17 protein-coding genes and 1 pseudogene are annotated in these 15,131 nt (G+C 56.0%); 14 read left to right on the top strand and 4 right to left on the bottom strand.

Going from position 1 to position 15,131, the window contains the following annotated elements:
- Together AAFM31_RS17255 and AAFM31_RS17250 are read left to right on the top strand one after the other, a co-directional pair.
- Positions 1-277: hypothetical protein (locus AAFM31_RS17255; RefSeq protein ID WP_341709120.1), on the top strand; the 277-nt coding region annotated here is incomplete at its 5' end.
- 122 nt (positions 278-399) lie between these two features.
- Complete coding sequence (locus AAFM31_RS17250) at positions 400-1,320, top strand: cation diffusion facilitator family transporter (RefSeq protein ID WP_083729407.1); 921 nt, start codon at positions 400-402, stop codon at positions 1,318-1,320.
- A gap of 216 nt (positions 1,321-1,536) precedes the next feature.
- On the opposite strand, the gene AAFM31_RS17245 is transcribed toward AAFM31_RS17250, so the two are convergent.
- On the bottom strand, positions 1,537-1,998 hold the full coding sequence (locus AAFM31_RS17245; protein WP_083729409.1) for an isoprenylcysteine carboxylmethyltransferase family protein: 462 nt from the start codon (positions 1,996-1,998) through the stop codon (positions 1,537-1,539).
- A gap of 710 nt (positions 1,999-2,708) precedes the next feature.
- Between AAFM31_RS17245 and AAFM31_RS17240 the strand changes: the two genes are divergently transcribed.
- Positions 2,709-3,095, top strand: a complete 387-nt coding sequence (locus tag AAFM31_RS17240; RefSeq protein ID WP_096006314.1) for an antitoxin Xre/MbcA/ParS toxin-binding domain-containing protein — start codon at positions 2,709-2,711, stop codon at positions 3,093-3,095.
- A 38-nt stretch (positions 3,096-3,133) separates the two neighbouring features.
- Here AAFM31_RS17240 and AAFM31_RS17235 read toward each other — a convergent pair whose 3' ends face one another.
- Entirely contained in the window at positions 3,134-4,135 is a 1,002-nt protein-coding gene (locus tag AAFM31_RS17235) for a DNA-binding protein (RefSeq protein ID WP_049688556.1), read from the bottom strand.
- 181 nt (positions 4,136-4,316) lie between these two features.
- Between AAFM31_RS17235 and AAFM31_RS17230 the strand changes: the two genes are divergently transcribed.
- From AAFM31_RS17230 to AAFM31_RS17220, 3 genes are read left to right on the top strand one after another with little or no spacing between them, the layout of a single operon-like run.
- Complete coding sequence (locus AAFM31_RS17230; RefSeq protein WP_096006315.1) at positions 4,317-5,288, top strand: site-specific integrase; 972 nt, start codon at positions 4,317-4,319, stop codon at positions 5,286-5,288.
- 29 nt (positions 5,289-5,317) lie between these two features.
- A complete protein-coding gene (locus AAFM31_RS17225) occupies positions 5,318-6,061 on the top strand; it encodes a phage Gp37/Gp68 family protein (protein WP_096006316.1) in 744 nt (247 codons plus the stop codon).
- A gap of 20 nt (positions 6,062-6,081) precedes the next feature.
- Positions 6,082-7,395, top strand: a complete 1,314-nt coding sequence (locus AAFM31_RS17220; RefSeq protein ID WP_096006317.1) for a three-Cys-motif partner protein TcmP — start codon at positions 6,082-6,084, stop codon at positions 7,393-7,395.
- A gap of 940 nt (positions 7,396-8,335) precedes the next feature.
- Here the strand turns inward: AAFM31_RS17220 and AAFM31_RS17215 are convergent.
- Positions 8,336-8,608 carry a hypothetical protein gene (locus tag AAFM31_RS17215; protein WP_096006318.1) on the bottom strand — a complete coding sequence of 91 codons (273 nt, stop codon included), beginning with the start codon at positions 8,606-8,608 and terminating at the stop codon, positions 8,336-8,338.
- Positions 8,609-8,875: 267 nt separating this feature from the next.
- On the opposite strand from AAFM31_RS17215, the gene AAFM31_RS17210 reads away from it, so the two are divergent.
- The 8 genes from AAFM31_RS17210 to arsJ are packed head-to-tail and all read left to right on the top strand — an operon-like array spanning position 8,876 to position 14,752.
- Complete coding sequence (locus AAFM31_RS17210) at positions 8,876-9,289, top strand: arsenate reductase ArsC (protein WP_096006319.1); 414 nt, start codon at positions 8,876-8,878, stop codon at positions 9,287-9,289.
- A gap of 7 nt (positions 9,290-9,296) precedes the next feature.
- Entirely contained in the window at positions 9,297-9,653 is a 357-nt protein-coding gene (locus AAFM31_RS17205; protein ID WP_065336111.1) for a metalloregulator ArsR/SmtB family transcription factor, read from the top strand.
- 29 nt (positions 9,654-9,682) lie between these two features.
- Positions 9,683-10,150 carry an arsenate reductase ArsC gene (locus tag AAFM31_RS17200; RefSeq protein WP_065336089.1) on the top strand — a complete coding sequence of 156 codons (468 nt, stop codon included), beginning with the start codon at positions 9,683-9,685 and terminating at the stop codon, positions 10,148-10,150.
- A gap of 16 nt (positions 10,151-10,166) precedes the next feature.
- Positions 10,167-11,228 carry an ACR3 family arsenite efflux transporter gene (arsB, locus tag AAFM31_RS17195; RefSeq protein ID WP_096006320.1) on the top strand — a complete coding sequence of 354 codons (1,062 nt, stop codon included), beginning with the start codon at positions 10,167-10,169 and terminating at the stop codon, positions 11,226-11,228.
- Between the two features lie 4 nt (positions 11,229-11,232).
- Complete coding sequence (arsH, locus tag AAFM31_RS17190) at positions 11,233-11,949, top strand: arsenical resistance protein ArsH (protein WP_034073044.1); 717 nt, start codon at positions 11,233-11,235, stop codon at positions 11,947-11,949.
- Positions 11,950-11,963: 14 nt separating this feature from the next.
- Complete coding sequence (locus AAFM31_RS17185; protein ID WP_096006321.1) at positions 11,964-12,470, top strand: dual specificity protein phosphatase family protein; 507 nt, start codon at positions 11,964-11,966, stop codon at positions 12,468-12,470.
- Positions 12,471-12,505: 35 nt separating this feature from the next.
- Positions 12,506-13,510 (top strand): ArsJ-associated glyceraldehyde-3-phosphate dehydrogenase, encoded by a 1,005-nt coding sequence (locus AAFM31_RS17180; RefSeq protein ID WP_096006322.1) that lies wholly within the window; start codon positions 12,506-12,508, stop codon positions 13,508-13,510.
- A 12-nt stretch (positions 13,511-13,522) separates the two neighbouring features.
- Positions 13,523-14,752 carry an organoarsenical effux MFS transporter ArsJ gene (gene arsJ / locus AAFM31_RS17175; RefSeq protein WP_096006323.1) on the top strand — a complete coding sequence of 410 codons (1,230 nt, stop codon included), beginning with the start codon at positions 13,523-13,525 and terminating at the stop codon, positions 14,750-14,752.
- Between the two features lie 24 nt (positions 14,753-14,776).
- On the opposite strand, the pseudogene AAFM31_RS17170 reads toward arsJ, so the two are convergent.
- Positions 14,777-15,131 (bottom strand): annotated as a pseudogene (locus AAFM31_RS17170) (pyridine nucleotide-disulfide oxidoreductase); the annotation flags it as partial.

Below are 15,131 nucleotides of genomic sequence, written 5' to 3'. Positions count from 1 at the left end.
ATGCTCCTGCGTCAATTCAATAACCGTGTTGCACTCAGCTCCTGCAACCGCCCTTCCATTGCGCGGTGACATGAGCGCCTTGCTTCGTCATGTCAGCACCGAGGCGCACCAATCTGCAAGGGCCTATCCTACGAAAAGAATGATTGGAAGATTACAATTTTGTCATCCTCGGATTGACGCCGTATCATCTATCATTAGCGAGCAACGTCGTTTAACGTTTGAGAGGGATCGGCCAGTTATCGGCAAGTTTCAGACGATAATGCACGAACTCGCTTGAGAGTGGTCGCATTTCTGTCAGTGTGGTTTGGAAGGCCAGATGGTATTGGTGCTAGTATTATCTATTACTTTTTTTGGGCTCCCTATCCTTGTCTTATGTTATTTAAGGACGGTTAAAAACCAATGGCTCACGAACATAACCATAACACCGAAGCCATAGGCGATAAGCGTTTAATCGCTGCCATTGGCGTTAATACTGTGCTAACTCTGGCACAAGTTGTTGGAGGAATAGTTTCTGGCAGTTTATCACTCATAGCTGACGCGCTACATAACTTGAGCGATGCCGCATCACTGGTTATTGCGCTCATCGCACGTAAAATCGGTCGCAAACCGCCAGATGCTTTTAAAACCTTCGGCTACCGACGCAGTGAAACCATAGCGGCTTTGATTAACTTGGTCACGCTGATTATCGTTGGTCTCTACCTCATCTACGAAGCTATAGGTCGGTTTTTTGCCCCACAGCCCATTGAAGGATGGACAGTGGTCGTGGTGGCGGGAATAGCCTTGATTGTAGATGTCGTCACGGCCTTGCTCACCTACACAATGTCTAAGAATAGCATGAATATAAAGGCGGCATTCCTGCACAATGTGTCGGATGCGCTGGCCTCCGTCGGGGTTATTATTGCCGGAACATTGATTCTTCTGTATGGCTGGTACTGGACGGATACTGTCCTGACACTGATGATTGCTGGGTACGTGCTCTGGCAGGGCTTTAGCATGCTGCCTAAAACCATTCACTTGTTAATGGAGGGCGCACCAGAAGGAGTTTCCATCACTGATATAATCAATGTCATGGAGCAAGTGGACGACGTTGTGAGTGTTCACCACGTACATGTCTGGGAAATTGCCGAACATTCAACTGCATTGGAAGCTCACGTTGTCATCAAGAAGGCTAGCCTGCCCGAAATTGAACGAGTAAAGACTGATTTAAAACGAGTACTTCATGAGCAATTCAAAGTCAGCCACTCGACACTTGAAATGGAACTAGACGGCAGTGTTTGTATCGACACCAGGCAGGCCGACAGTCATCGCAGCGAAGCATAAGCCTGCTTTGCGCTCAACGCTGTTGCTAGACAGTTAGCTCGATATCAACCGGAGTGAACTTGTGACATCACTCGTTGCCGCTATGTCATCGACCAGAGACATGCTAGCGGCATGTGCCCAAATCAGTTCCTCACGAGGAGATCAGGCTAGGTCGTGGGCATCTTCGGCATGCTGATGTGACGAGTATGCCCCGGCAGTCGCTAACGCCGCCGAGGCTCAGAGCCAGCGGCGGACTTGTGCGCGGTAGCGGACGAATGATTCGCCGAACAGTGCTTCCAGCGCCCACTCTTCGGCTGCTATCTGGAAACGGTTCATGTACAGCACGAAAGCAACCACGCCCAGCAGGGTCAGAGGCGAGGCCAAGGCCAGCGCCCAAGCCGCAAGGATAATGGCGAAGCCTAAGTACATGGGGTTGCGGCTGTATTGGTAGATGCCAGCCTCCACTAATGCCGAAGCCTGCTGCGGCATTAGTGGATTGACCGTAGTGCGAGCGCGGCGAAACGACAGTACGCCGGCGAGGCACACGCCGAGCCCCAGGAGCAGTACCGGCAAAGCGAAGGTCAGGCGCTCGGTCCATGCCAGTTCGATGCTCGGCAATCTGGGTCCCGACAACCCCATCAGCAGAGCGATCAGGACCGCTACGAGCAGCGGTGGCACGCGGTTCTCCAGCGCGCTCATAGGGGGCCATGCCGAGATAAGGAGAAAATTCATTCATTTAGGCTGTAGGCTTCTGTTCTGTAAGGCTTTTCTGCAGAAGTGGCCACATCAGAGCCGTGGGCTGGTGAAGGTACTCGATGCTGTGGAGCGTGATGCGATTAAGCCAGCAGAGAAACGGTTTGGCTAAGGCTTAACGGGGGCATGCCGAGATAAGGCAAAAATTAGGACATTTGTTCTGTAACCTGCTGTGTCTAAAGGATTAATTTTGAGAGGCGCTGCTCAATTGCGGTGGCTAAATATTGATCAATTATCTCTGCCGAGATAATTGCAGATAATTCCCGCCGTCCGTACTCAGCGCGAGTTCATAAGATTGGAGAAATGCCGAGTTAGAGGGCCTGCGAACAGCTTTGGTCGAGGCTTTGCGCTTCGACGCATATGGCTGCTTAGCACTGGGGGCTCTCCCAGAAGCGACAAAGGCGGCCTCAACGAGACCGCCTCAAACCAAGTTTCATCACCGGTACACGTACCCGGGAGAGGAAGCTCTTGGGCAGGTTTCAATAATAACACCGATCAAAGCGTCACTGCCAAAGCCCTCTCGCACTGCCGAGTAGCCTTCAAGTAATGTTCATTCGGTCTCTCTCGAAACTACGGTGCGGATGGTTCGAAGCCATCATGCGCAAACTCGGGGCCAAGATGACATTATCAAATGGCCAATTATCCTGGAGGCAGTTATGGGAAGACTCCTCGAAAAACTGGGTTTGCCGAAAGGCCACTACTACCTGCACGTCGCCGTGCTGGCGGGCCTGCCGATTTCGTTGATCTCCGATTTGGCGAGCGAGCTGGAACGGTCGGCGGAGCAGATTGCGGAGTGGGTCACTGCGTCCCCCGACAGTACCGTGATGTCTATGCAGGCAGGTGAGGTGTTCTGTCGTCTTATCGAGATCCTCGATGCGCTATTGGAGCTGCACGAAGGTGATCTAGGAGGTTCGCTCCGCTGGCTAACGGCACCGAATGTCGTGCTGTCCAATGAGAAGCCGGTCGAGCTACTGGTAACCGGATTTGGTACGCGCGCTGTGCGGCAGGCTATTCGTTCGATTGAATATGGACTGCCAGTTTGATCCCTGCCGAGGGCGGCCTTTGAGCTGGAAACACAGGGTCATGTACCTGTTTCATTACCGCTGGTAGTGAGCGGCGTATGCCCGAGCAGTTTCAGGTGCGTGATGGCTTCGGCCAAGCGCTCCTGCAGGATCTGCGCTTGCTGCGCCTGGGTCGCGGAGGTCTCGCTTAACCGAGACACCTCCTCCTGCAATGTGCTGCAGCGCTGTTCCAGGGCCTCATTCGCGCGTTCAGCTCCGATCAACGTGCGCTGAGCGGCTTCCAAGGCCTGGACCTTCTGCGCCAATAGCTGTTGCTGTGCATGCTGCTCTTTTTGCAGCTGCCGCGCCTCTGTGAGCAGGCGCGCATTGTCGCGGTTCAGTTGGGTCAACTCGTCCTGTTTGACGATCAGGGTCTGCTGCAATTGCCGTAGTTCCAGTTGCAGTTGCTGCATCTGCGACTCGTGGCGACGCTGCTCCTGCTCACGCTGTTCCTTGCTGGCCTGGCGATAGTGCTCCAGGGCATCACGAGCATGTTGATGCTTATCTTCCAACGAGAGGATTTGCTCATCGCGATCCCGCAGGCGCGTTTCTTGGTCTTGGTTGGCTTGCTGTAGGCGGGCATTCCCGACCTCAGCCTGCTGACGCATCTGTCGTTCCTGCAGTAGCGCTTGCTGGGCAGTCTGGAGCTGCTCCGTGAGCTCAATGCACTGACCTTCCAGCTGCTGGATACGGCTTTCTGCCTGCTGAACCTGGTTCTGGTAATCAAGTCGTTCCCGAGCCAGTTGCTCGCGCTCGTGCGCCACCTCGGCCTTCGCTTCCTCCCTGAGCTGATCCGCCAACTGGCCCACCAGGTTGGCCAACTGCTCGCTGAGCGGCAGTACGACAGCGCTCCGATCGGAGTCAGCGTCTTCGAGTTCTTTCAGGTAGCGGTGAATGGTGGTTTTTGAACCAGTGTTTCCCAGTTCGACCCGTATCGCATCGATGCTGGGGTTCTCTCCTCGCGCCAGGATGGCCTGGCGGGCCTTCTGAACCAGCGCCTTATTGATGCCGCCGCGGGCCATGGTCTGCTCCTACGATTTCGTATTGGATTACATACCACGTATTTACATACTAATTTGTTCTGAAGTAAAGCAGGATTTGAAGGATGAAATAAGATAAAATAACCGAGACTTATTTAATGGGATGGGCGAAAATGGCTATTTTTCAGTCGTTTTCCAGTACACATAGGGCAAACCCCAGGCGATGAAGGACGTCGAGCGCTATCTGCATGCCGGCACGCGGGAAAACACCCGCCGCAGCTACCAGTCGGCCGTCGAACACTTCGAGGTGACTTGGGGCGGCTTCCTACCGGCGACCGGTGACAGCATCGTGCGCTACCTGGTGGACTACGCCGACACTCTGAGCCTCAGTACGATGAAGCAGCGGCTGGCAGCCCTCGCCCAGTGGCACATCAACCAAGGCTTCCCCGATCCAACCAAAACACCCACAGTGCGCCAGGTACTCAAGGGCATCCGCACCCTGCATCCGGCGCAGGCTAAGCAAGCAGCCCCACTGCAGGTGCAGCATCTAGAACAGGCAGTTCAGTGGCTGAATCAGGAGGTCGAACGCGCTCAGCAGTCGGGCGACTTGGCAAGTCTGCTACGAAGCCGACGCGACATGGCGTTATTGCTGGTCGGCTTCTGGCGGGGGTTCCGCAGCGACGAGCTCTGCCGCTTGCAGGTTGAGCATGTCCAGGTTGAGGCCGGCGCCGGCATGACCTTGTTCTTGCCGCAGAGCAAGGGGGATCGGGAGAACCTTGGCACGACCCATTACGCTCCAGCCCTGAAACGCCTCTGTCCGGTACAGGCTTATCTCGACTGGATCAGTGTCGCCGGCATAGTACGAGGGGCCGTGTTCCGCCGCCTGGATCGCTGGGGGCACCTGAATGACAGAGCGCTGCATCCCGGCAGCCTGATCAGCCTGCTACGCCAGATATTGCAGCGTGCGGGTATCCCGGCTGAGCTGTATACCAGTCATTCGCTGCGCCGCGGCTTCGCCACCTGGGCCACGGCCAATGGCTGGGATCTCAAGGCACTGATGACCTACGTGGGCTGGAAGGACATGAAGTCAGCCATGCGCTATATCGACCCCGCTATTTCTTTTGGTGGCCTAGCAGCTCGACCCGCCCTTGAACTTAATGCTGGCACTTTGACTCACTCGCCAGCTTCTCACTAATATCGACGCAGGACAGGAGTGACTGTGCAATGAGTACACAGACAAGCATCGAATGGACGGAAATGACTTGGAACCCCGTGGTGGGATGTACCAAAGTTTCGCCAGGCTGCAAGCATTGCTACGCCGAAAACATGGCGCACCGGCTGCAGGCGATGGGGACGCCAGGATATGAAAACGGTTTTCGCTTGAGTCTGCGACCGGAGAAGCTTCAGGAGCCGTTGCAGCGCAAGAAACCGACGATTTACTTCGTGAACTCAATGTCTGATCTGTTCCATGAACATGTGCCAGACGATTACATCGATCAAGTCTTCGAGGTGATTCAGAAGGCCTCTCAGCACACATTCCAAATACTCACTAAGCGTGCCGAGCGCCTAGCTACATACTTCGGCAGCCGGACACCGCCTGCCAATGCCTGGCTGGGGGTGTCTGTTGAGGATCGCGAGTATGGAGTGCCAAGGATCGACTGTTTACGCCGTGTAAACGCCACTATTCGCTTTCTCTCTGTTGAGCCACTGTTGGAGGATTTGGGAGAGCTGGATCTGACTGAGATTCACTGGGTGATCGTTGGTGGTGAGTCAGGGCCGAAAGCCCGGCCGATGAAACAAGAATGGGTGGATAACATACACCAGCAATGCGATTCATTCGGCTCAGCCTTCTTCTTCAAGCAATGGGGCGGCTGGGGCTCTGATGGAGTGAAACGCTCGAAAAAGGCCAACGGGCGGCTGCTGAACGGCCAGACCTGGGATGAAATTCCGCTACTCAATCTCGCCTGATACCAAAATAAGGAATGCAGATGGCCAAGGATGAAGAGAAGTATCGTTGGGATTGGGGAACGCAGACCTTCCCGACCATTGATCCGCACAGCAGGATCAAACATCAGATTATTGATGATTACATACAGGCCTACATTGATGTTCTGATGCGGAATCAGCAGATGCCGGAGCTGGGGCTATCCATAGTTGATGGTTTCAGCGGCGGCGGCATCTACCATGACGGCGCTGGCGGCACCCACTTCGGCTCTCCAGTAATTGCACTGGAGGCCATTCAAGAATCAGAGGTGCGTAACAACCAGGGTCGCATCAAGCCGCGCACCATTCGCTCGCAGCATTATTTCGTAGATGTGAAACCTGAAAACATTGCTTGCCTGCACGCTGTACTGGCCGCTCGCGGCCATGCCTCTCGAGTGGGTAGCGATGTCCACCTGCATAGTGCCGAATTTACCCAGGCCCTGCCAATCATTGCGCAAAAGCTCAAGTTCTTCGGGAAAGGCGAACGCGTGCTTTTTCTCTTGGATCAGTATGGATACGGCGACGTACCATTTCCCAAGATCAAATGGATTTTCCAGAATCTGAGCAGTGCAGAGGTTCTGCTTACATTCAATGTCGACTTCCTGGTTACGTACCTTGCTGACCGACAGGCAAACCGCAAAGCTATTTCCAATATCGGCTTAGATCACCATGTGCCATGGAGCACGCTGAAGGAGTTGAAGGCACATCAGCCTCGAAATTGGCAATACATCATTCAGCGCTTCCTTTCGGAGGGAATCAAACAAGAAAGCGGCGCGGAGTACATGACCGTATTTTTCATCCGTCCAGCTGGCAACAACCCGATGGCCTATTGGTTTATCCACCTGGCGAACAACTACCGTGCCAACGATGTAATGAAGAAAATTCACTGGAAGTACGGCAATAATTTTTCCCATATGCTGTCACCGTCCAGTTTTTTCGGATATGACGCCAATCGCGATATCGCCGTAACTGGGCAGCCTGATCTTCTTTTGGATGAACACCATTTTGATGACGCAACGGCCGATCGCATCCGTGATGAGCTCTCAGAACTCCTCCCCAGGCAGGTTTATGATCGTGAGCGGCAGCCGTTCAGCGGACTAATGACCGGACTGACGAATTACACCATGGCCGACGAGCTACGTGTAAAGCAGGCTCTGGATATGGCGATCGCTACAGGCGATGTGCTTGCGGTCGGAAAGGACGGAAAAACGAAACGCCGCAAAGGCACAAGCATCAAATCCACTGACACGCTGATTGCCCCTCCACAGAGGCCAATGTTTTTTCTGCCGCCGGTGAAGAAGACCAAGCCCGAAAGCTGATTGCAATCGACGTGCGCACGCGCGAAGGCGGATCACGGCTCATGGTTTGCTTCAAGATTAACCAACGGAGCTTGAACCTCGGCCCGAACACAAGCATTCGTGGCGCGCGGCGGGTCAACCTTTAGTAGCGCAGTGTGGCTGCCGCTATCTGCAGGCTGCCGGAGCACTCTGGAATGAGCTTTATAGGCGATTATAAAGTGATTATAGAGCGATTATAGAATCTGATTTTTTGGCCCAATTTGAAGGCTATTAGTCCAGATAAGTCGGCTTCCAGCGCTTTCTGCGCAGGGATGTGCTTGATGCCCTGGCCGTCATTCCTGGCCACTGAGACTCCGATCCGCTTCGAGCAGGTAAGCGGTCTGGCCTGTTTTCTCAGGGGTTTTGGTGTATTGCGCTCCAGCCTCAATGAGGCCTATCAGGGCCCGCGTCGGTTATGCAGGCTGTTGGATGCCAAGATCTTCGGGCTCTCGCACGGCAAGTCATGGTTACCATCATCGAGGATACGATTAGGCAGGAGCAGCCATTTCCTCAGGACTGGCTCGGGCAGCGCGTCTGCTATGTCTACGATGAACCCATTATCGAGGGCGTGACTCTGTGACCAGCACTATCAGTCTGCGAATCCTCTTGCGTGAGCGCTGGCGGGAGTGATCGCAGATGGCGATCCCGCCATGGTGGGGTTGTAGGTTTAATGGGCCCAACAGTACGCATCATAGGCACTTATGGTCTTGGCTTCGGGGCTAGTTGACTACCATAAGCGATCCCGTGCTTGAGCAGATTACCCAAGCGACTGAAAAGACCTACGAGGCATCGAGACCGGTTGCTTCAAATAACCAGTTGCTGGCCTGAGGGGGCATAGCTGCGAACAACACGAACCGGACGCATAAAAGAAAGCCGCCCGAAGGCGGCGCTGAGCGACAGGCGCTCGGACTCTTGGTTCCGCTTACTTCTTCAGCGATTGCAGGTAGTCCTTCAGGGTCTGATCGTCCGCAGATTTAACCGTCATGCCATTCGGGCCGCTACCGATGTCGGTGAACTGCTTGGCCGGCTCGCCGGTTTTCTTGAATTCTTCCAGTTCCTTAGAGCCTTCGCGGAACACCCACAGGCGGCCATCTTCGACTTCGGTGACAAAGCCAGGCTTGTCGTACTGACTAGCGAAGGCGGCGGTGGCGAACAGGCTGGTCAACAGCATTGCAGTCAAAGTCATTTTTTTCATCGCAAGGTTCCTGCTTGGGTTAGAGATGCGATGAAGCCTAAGGCTCTTCTGATGACGAAAAGATTACAACATTCATATATGCGATCAGGCAGATGTTACTGAGTATTTCTAGCTCACGATATCGGTCTGACGGCAGCAGGAAGCCAGCAAAACCAAGCTATTGACATCACTTTCCGGGGAGCTCGTGCACCGGATGATGATTTTCGCTTTACTGTATATTCGATAAAACATATATTTGCTAAACCATATTCGATTCGAGATTTGGCAATGTCTAACAAGACCCGCGTGCTGTTCGTTTGTGTGGCTAACACTGCTCGCTCGCAGCTGGCTGAAGCGCTACTGCGACACACTGATTCCGAACGTTTCGAGGCATTCAGCGCCGGCACTGAGCCTGGTGAGGTTGATCCGCGCACCCTGGATGCGCTTGAGCACCTTGGCGTAAGCACCGAGGGGCTGCGCAGCAAGTCCATTGATGAGTTTGCCGGCGAGCGTTTCGAATACGTCATCACACTGTGCGATAAGTCGTCTTTGGAGTGCCAGGCCCTTCCAGGTGCTGGTGAGGTACTGGCGTGGAACTTTGAAGACCCGGTGACCAGCACCCAGCCCGACGCATTCCGCCACACCCTTCACGAGATACACGAGCGCATCAAGATGTTCGTGCTGGTGAAAACTAAACGTTGAGACCTCTATGGCTGACCACCTGACACCGACCACCGTATTCAAATGCCTGGCTGACGAGACCCGCGTTCGCCTGATGCTGCTCATCACCCGCGAGGATGAGTTGTGCGTTTGTGAGCTGACCTGCGCGCTGGATGAAAGCCAGCCGAAGGTTTCCCGCCACCTAGCACAACTGCGCAACTGCGGTCTGCTGGAAGATCGCCGACAAGGCCAGTGGGTCTATTACCGCCTGCACCCCAGCCTACCGGACTGGGTGATCGCTGTTCTGAAAACCACTCTGGATGCCAATCAGCATTGGCTCAGCCTGGATGCCAAACGCCTCGATGTGATGGGCGACCGCCCGCAGCGGCTCGCTGCCTGCTGCTGAGCCGCACTCTACTTTTACGAGATAGCTCGATGAAGATTTTGTTTCTCTGCACCGCCAACAGCTGCCGCAGCATTCTTTGCGAGGCTGTGTTCAACCACTTGGCACCGGCTGGCATGAAAGCCTACAGCGCCGGCAGTCAGCCGAAAGGTGTAGTGCATCCGCTAAGCCTGAAAACGCTGGAGAGCGCAGGTATCTCGACTACAGGGCTCTTCAGCAAATCCAGCGATATTCACGAGAGTCTAGCCCCTGACTTCGTGATCACGGTCTGCGACAAGGCTGCCGGCGAAGCCTGCCCGGTATTTTTTGGGCCGGCGACCAAGGCTCACTGGGGGCTGGCTGATCCATCGGAATACCAGGGCAGTGAGGACGAGATCGAAGCCGCTTTTGCCGCCACCCTGGAGCAGATTAAAACCCGCGTTGAAGCCTTCCTGGCTTTACCGCTGCAGATGGATACCGAGCAACTCAAGGCTGAGCTGGCCTTGATCGGTACGCTCTAACTCTGGAGGCATGAGGATGAGCAAAAGCCGCCTTTCATTTCTTGATCGCTACCTGACGATCTGGATCTTTCTCGCCATGGCCATTGGGGTCAGCCTGGGCAGCCTGTTCGAGGGCCTACCGGCCAGGCTCAACAGCTTGTCGGTAGGCTCGACCAATATCCCGATCGCCATTGGCCTGATCGTGATGATGTACCCGCCGTTGGCCAAGGTCAGGTATGAAGAGCTACCCGAGGTGTTCAAGGACAAGCGCATTCTCGCGCTGTCGCTGATCCAGAACTGGGTGATTGGCCCGGTACTGATGTTCGCCCTGGCGGTGATCTTCCTGCGCGATTACCCCGATTACATGACAGGCCTGATCCTTATCGGCCTGGCGCGCTGCATTGCCATGGTACTGGTGTGGAACCAGATCGCAGGGGGTAATAACCAGTACGTTGCTGGCCTGGTCGCGTTCAATAGCATCTTCCAAATCGTGTTTTTCAGCCTGTATGCCTGGATCTTCCTCGGCCTGCTGCCACCTTTGTTCGGACTACAGGGCAGCGTGATCGACGTGAGCTTTGTCAGCATCGCCGAGTCCGTACTGATCTATCTCGGCATTCCGTTTCTGGCTGGTTTCATGACGCGCAAGCTCCTGATCAGCCGCAAAGGCGAAGAGTGGTTCAACCAGCGTTTCATCCCCCGCATCAGCCCGCTGACGCTGGTCGCTTTGCTGCTGACTATCGTGGCGATGTTCAGCCTCAAGGGCGACATGGTGCTGCAACTGCCGCTGGATGTGCTGCGCATCGCCATCCCGCTGACCATTTACTTCGTGGTGATGTTCTTCATCAGTTTCTGGATGGGCAAGCTGTTGGAGGCTGACTACCCACGTACTACCGCGCTGGCCTTTACCGCTGCCAGCAACAACTTCGAACTGGCTATTGCTGTGGCTATTGCCACGTTCGGTCTGGCTTCGCCGGTGGCCTTTGCCACGGTGATCGGCCCTCTGGTGGAAGTGCCGGTGCTGATCGCCCTTGTCGGGGTGGCGCTGTGGCTCAAGCGCCGCTGGTTCGACCAGCCTCGCGCAGCACTCGCTCAGGAGTAGACGTATGTCTGAAGAACACATCCCCAATCTCGATGCTCAACTAGTCGATCTGCCCACCCTCGACAAACTCGGCGGCCCTCTTACCGTCAAGCACAAGCCGCGCATCTTGCTGCTCTACGGATCGACCCGCGAACGTTCGTTCAGTCGCTTGCTGACTGAGGAAGCCGCTCGCCTGCTGGAGCACTTCGGTGCCGAAACTCGGATATTCAATCCATCTGGCCTGCCGCTGCCGGACGATGCTCCAGATAGCCATACCAAGGTGCAGGAGCTGCGCGAGTTGATGCAGTGGTCGGAAGGACAAGTCTGGTGCTCGCCGGAGCGTCACGGCTCGATGACTGCCGTATTCAAGGCGCAGATCGACTGGGTTCCGTTGGCCATGGGTGCAGTCCGCCCAACTCAAGGTAAAACCCTAGCGGTGATGCAAGTCTGTGGAGGCTCGCAATCCTTCAACGTGGTCAACCAGCTGCGTGTACTTGGCCGCTGGATGCGCATGTTCACCATCCCGAACCAATCGTCTGTCCCGAAGGCTTTCCTGGAGTTCGATGAGGCTGGCCGGATGAAACCCTCGGCTTTCTATGACCGCGTAGTGGACGTGATGGAGGAGCTGGTGAAGTTCACCCTGCTGCTGCGTGAGCGTTCCGACTACCTGGTTGACCGCTATTCCGAGCGAAAGGAATCGGCAGAAGAACTCTCGAAACGCGTTAATCAACGTTCCATCTGAAGGATTTTTTGATCGTGCAACAGCATCCGTACTCCGTGCTGACCTCCGAGCAGGTCAAAGGCCAACTGATCTTCACGCCGTGCCCTGGTACCAAAGACACATCGGTCGCTGAGGCGCTGGACACTCTCAAAGGGGCCGGTGCTTCAGCCTTGCTGACCCTGATGCCCACCGAAGAACTGACCCAGAACGAAGTCGAAAATCTGCCTGGGCAGTGTCGGCAGCGCGACATCGAGTGGTTCCACCTGCCGGTGGAGGACGATCAGGCGCCCGGTGAGCGATTCCAGGTGGCGTGGGACGTTAATCGCGAGCGGATCAAGCAGTTGCTCACGGAAGGTAAGAACATTGCCATTCACTGCAAAGGCGGGTCGGGTCGTACCGGCCTGATTGCCGCACAGCTGCTGATCGAGTGCGGCGTACCACTGCGCGAGGCGATCAGTGATGTGCAGGCGCTACGCCCCCGTGCGATTCAGCACCCAGCACATACCCACTACATCAGCCAGTTCGACACAGCCCAGTCGTAATTCCCCGCAGCTAGCCGCCCCGAGAGAATACAAACATGAGCATCAAAGTAGGTATCAACGGTTTTGGTCGTATTGGACGTCTCGCCTTGCGTGCAGCCTGGAGCTGGCCAGAGTTCGAGTTCGTACAGATCAACGACCCGGCAGGTGACGCAGCGACTCACGCCCACCTGATCAACTTCGATTCGGTGCATGGCCGCTGGAACAACGAAGCCAGCGCCGAGGGTGATCATGTCGTGATCGGTGGCAGCCGCATCAAGGTCACCGCCAATAAGGCGATTGCTGACACCGATTGGTCGGGCTGCGATCTGGTCATCGAAGCCAGCGGCAAGATGAAAACCGTTGCAGTGCTGCAGGCCTACTTGGATCAGGGGGTGAAGCGTGTGGTGGTGTGCGCGCCGGTCAAGGAGAAAGGTGCACTGAACGTGGTTATGGGGGTCAATCAACACCTGTTCGATCCCACTCAGCATCGCATCGTTACCGCTGCGTCCTGCACCACCAACTGCCTAGCTCCTGTGGTCAAGGTCATTCACGAGAACCTGGGTATTCGCCACGGCTCGATCACTACTATTCACGACCTGACCAATACCCAGAGCATCCTCGACCAGCCGCATAAGGATCTGCGTCGTGCTCGTGCCTCGGGCATGAGTCTGATCCCGACTACCACGGGTTCGGCCACGGCCATCGCAGAGATCTTCCCCGAGCTGCGCGGCAAGCTGAATGGCCATGCCGTGCGCGTACCGCTGGCAAACGCTTCTCTCACCGACTGTGTGTTCGAAGTCGAGCGCGCCACTTCTGCAGATGAGGTCAATGCGCTGCTCAAAGCCGCCGCCGATGGCCCGCTAAAGAATATCCTCGGCTACGAGGAGCGTCCCCTGGTCTCAATTGACTACCGCACCGATCCACGTTCTTCGATCATTGATGCACTGTCGACCATGGTGGTCAATGACACCCAAGTGAAGATCTACGCCTGGTATGACAACGAGTGGGGATACGCCAACCGCGCTGTAGAGCTGGCCAAACTGGTCGGTTTGGCCAATTAACAGGGAGCGATCATGAAGGCGTTGTCAGCCCTTTCCCCGGAAGTGCGCCAGTATCTGCTGGTCACCGGCAACTACTGGGCCTTTACCCTCACCGACGGTGCCTTGCGCATGTTGGTGGTGCTCCACTTCCACACCTTGGGCTACACGCCGCTGCAGATCGCGGCGCTGTTTCTGTTCTACGAGATCTTCGGCGTTATCACCAACCTGGTGGGCGGCTATCTCGGGGCTCGGCTGGGCTTGAATCGCACCATGAACATTGGCTTGGGCCTACAGGTTGTGGCGTTGTTGATGCTCACTGTGCCCGTCGCCTGGCTAACCATCCCTTGGGTGATGGGCGCGCAGGCCATGTCGGGTATCGCCAAAGACCTCAACAAGATGAGCGCCAAGAGTTCGATCAAGCTGTTGGTGCCTGACAACCAGCAAGGCACGCTCTACAAGTGGGTGGCGATCCTCACTGGCTCGAAGAATGCGCTGAAAGGAGTTGGCTTTTTCCTCGGCGGTGCGTTGCTGGCATTGATGGGGTTCACGGGCGCAGTGCTGGCGATGGCCGCCGTACTGGCCCTGATCTGGATAGCTAGCCTGTTCCTGCTGAAGAAAGACCTGGGCAAGGCCAAAGCCAAGCCCAAGTTCCGCGACATCCTCTCCAAGAGCCGGGCGATCAACATTCTCTCTGCGGCCCGGCTGTTCCTCTTCGGTGCCCGTGATGTGTGGTTCGTGGTGGCCTTGCCGGTCTACCTGAGCACCGTGTTTGGATGGGACTTCTGGCTGGTGGGCGGCTTCCTGGCGGCTTGGGTCATCGGCTACGGCATCGTGCAGTCGTTCGCCCCGAACATCACCGGGAAAAAACGTGGTCATGTCCCCGATGGGCGAGCTGCTTTTGTTTGGGCGTCACTGCTGGCTGGCTTACCTGCGGCTATTGCCCTTGGTCTTTCGGCGGGGTTGTCGCCTCAGGTTGTGCTGCTGGGTGGGCTGATGCTGTTCGGCGTTCTGTTCGCTGTGAACTCGTCGCTGCACAGCTACTTGATCGTCAGCTACGCCAAGGAGGATGGCGTGTCGCTGGATGTGGGCTTCTACTACATGTCCAACGCGCTGGGGCGACTGATCGGTACGTTACTCTCGGGCTGGGTATTCCAGGCTTATGGTCTGGAGGCCTGCCTGTGGGTTTCCAGTGCGTTTGTGCTGGCCGCTGCGCTGATTTCCATCGCCTTGCCCAGGCACCTCGATGCGGCTCCGCAGGCCTGATCAAGCGGCTCAGAGCGGAGGCCCTCAGGCCTCCGCCGTTGCCAAAAACTGTTCGATCTCGGTTGCGGTGCTACGTGCCGTACGGGTCACCCCGATCAGGGTTGCTGAAGCCGATCCCGTCCATTCGCCATAGCCCACCAGCCAGAGCCTGGGTTCGTGGACGGCGCGAGTCCCCTCAACCTCGACTCGCCCCTCATCGTTGATCAGCCCCAGGTTGGTCAGGTGACCCAACGCGGGTTTGAAGCCGGTGCACCAGATCACTGCATCGACCATGGTCTCCGTGCCATCGGGCCAAACCACACCATTACGGGTGAAGCGTGTGAAGGTGCATATTCCGGCCCATCGTGACCGCCCATTCCGTTTGAACGTGACCGCCTGT

Source organism: Halopseudomonas sp., assembly GCF_038130085.1.
In the GTDB taxonomy this organism is placed as follows: domain Bacteria; phylum Pseudomonadota; class Gammaproteobacteria; order Pseudomonadales; family Pseudomonadaceae; genus Halopseudomonas.
Note: the sequence above shows the minus strand (reverse complement) of the source record. Positions and strands in the feature narration are given on the sequence as shown.

Bases quoted from the DNA above. Each gene is read 5' to 3' on its own strand.
- AAFM31_RS17250 (WP_083729407.1), top strand. From the start codon at position 400: ATGGCTCACGAACATAACCATAACACCGAAGCCATAGGCGATAAGCGT.
- AAFM31_RS17245 (WP_083729409.1), bottom strand. From the start codon at position 1,998: ATGAGCGCGCTGGAGAACCGCGTGCCACCGCTGCTCGTAGCGGTCCTG.
- AAFM31_RS17240 (WP_096006314.1), top strand. From the start codon at position 2,709: ATGGGAAGACTCCTCGAAAAACTGGGTTTGCCGAAAGGCCACTACTAC.
- AAFM31_RS17235 (WP_049688556.1), bottom strand. From the start codon at position 4,135: ATGGCCCGCGGCGGCATCAATAAGGCGCTGGTTCAGAAGGCCCGCCAG.
- AAFM31_RS17230 (WP_096006315.1), top strand. From the start codon at position 4,317: ATGAAGGACGTCGAGCGCTATCTGCATGCCGGCACGCGGGAAAACACC.
- AAFM31_RS17225 (WP_096006316.1), top strand. From the start codon at position 5,318: ATGAGTACACAGACAAGCATCGAATGGACGGAAATGACTTGGAACCCC.
- AAFM31_RS17220 (WP_096006317.1), top strand. From the start codon at position 6,082: ATGGCCAAGGATGAAGAGAAGTATCGTTGGGATTGGGGAACGCAGACC.
- AAFM31_RS17215 (WP_096006318.1), bottom strand. From the start codon at position 8,608: ATGAAAAAAATGACTTTGACTGCAATGCTGTTGACCAGCCTGTTCGCC.
- AAFM31_RS17210 (WP_096006319.1), top strand. From the start codon at position 8,876: ATGTCTAACAAGACCCGCGTGCTGTTCGTTTGTGTGGCTAACACTGCT.
- AAFM31_RS17205 (WP_065336111.1), top strand. From the start codon at position 9,297: ATGGCTGACCACCTGACACCGACCACCGTATTCAAATGCCTGGCTGAC.
- AAFM31_RS17200 (WP_065336089.1), top strand. From the start codon at position 9,683: ATGAAGATTTTGTTTCTCTGCACCGCCAACAGCTGCCGCAGCATTCTT.
- arsB (WP_096006320.1), top strand. From the start codon at position 10,167: ATGAGCAAAAGCCGCCTTTCATTTCTTGATCGCTACCTGACGATCTGG.
- arsH (WP_034073044.1), top strand. From the start codon at position 11,233: ATGTCTGAAGAACACATCCCCAATCTCGATGCTCAACTAGTCGATCTG.
- AAFM31_RS17180 (WP_096006322.1), top strand. From the start codon at position 12,506: ATGAGCATCAAAGTAGGTATCAACGGTTTTGGTCGTATTGGACGTCTC.
- arsJ (WP_096006323.1), top strand. From the start codon at position 13,523: ATGAAGGCGTTGTCAGCCCTTTCCCCGGAAGTGCGCCAGTATCTGCTG.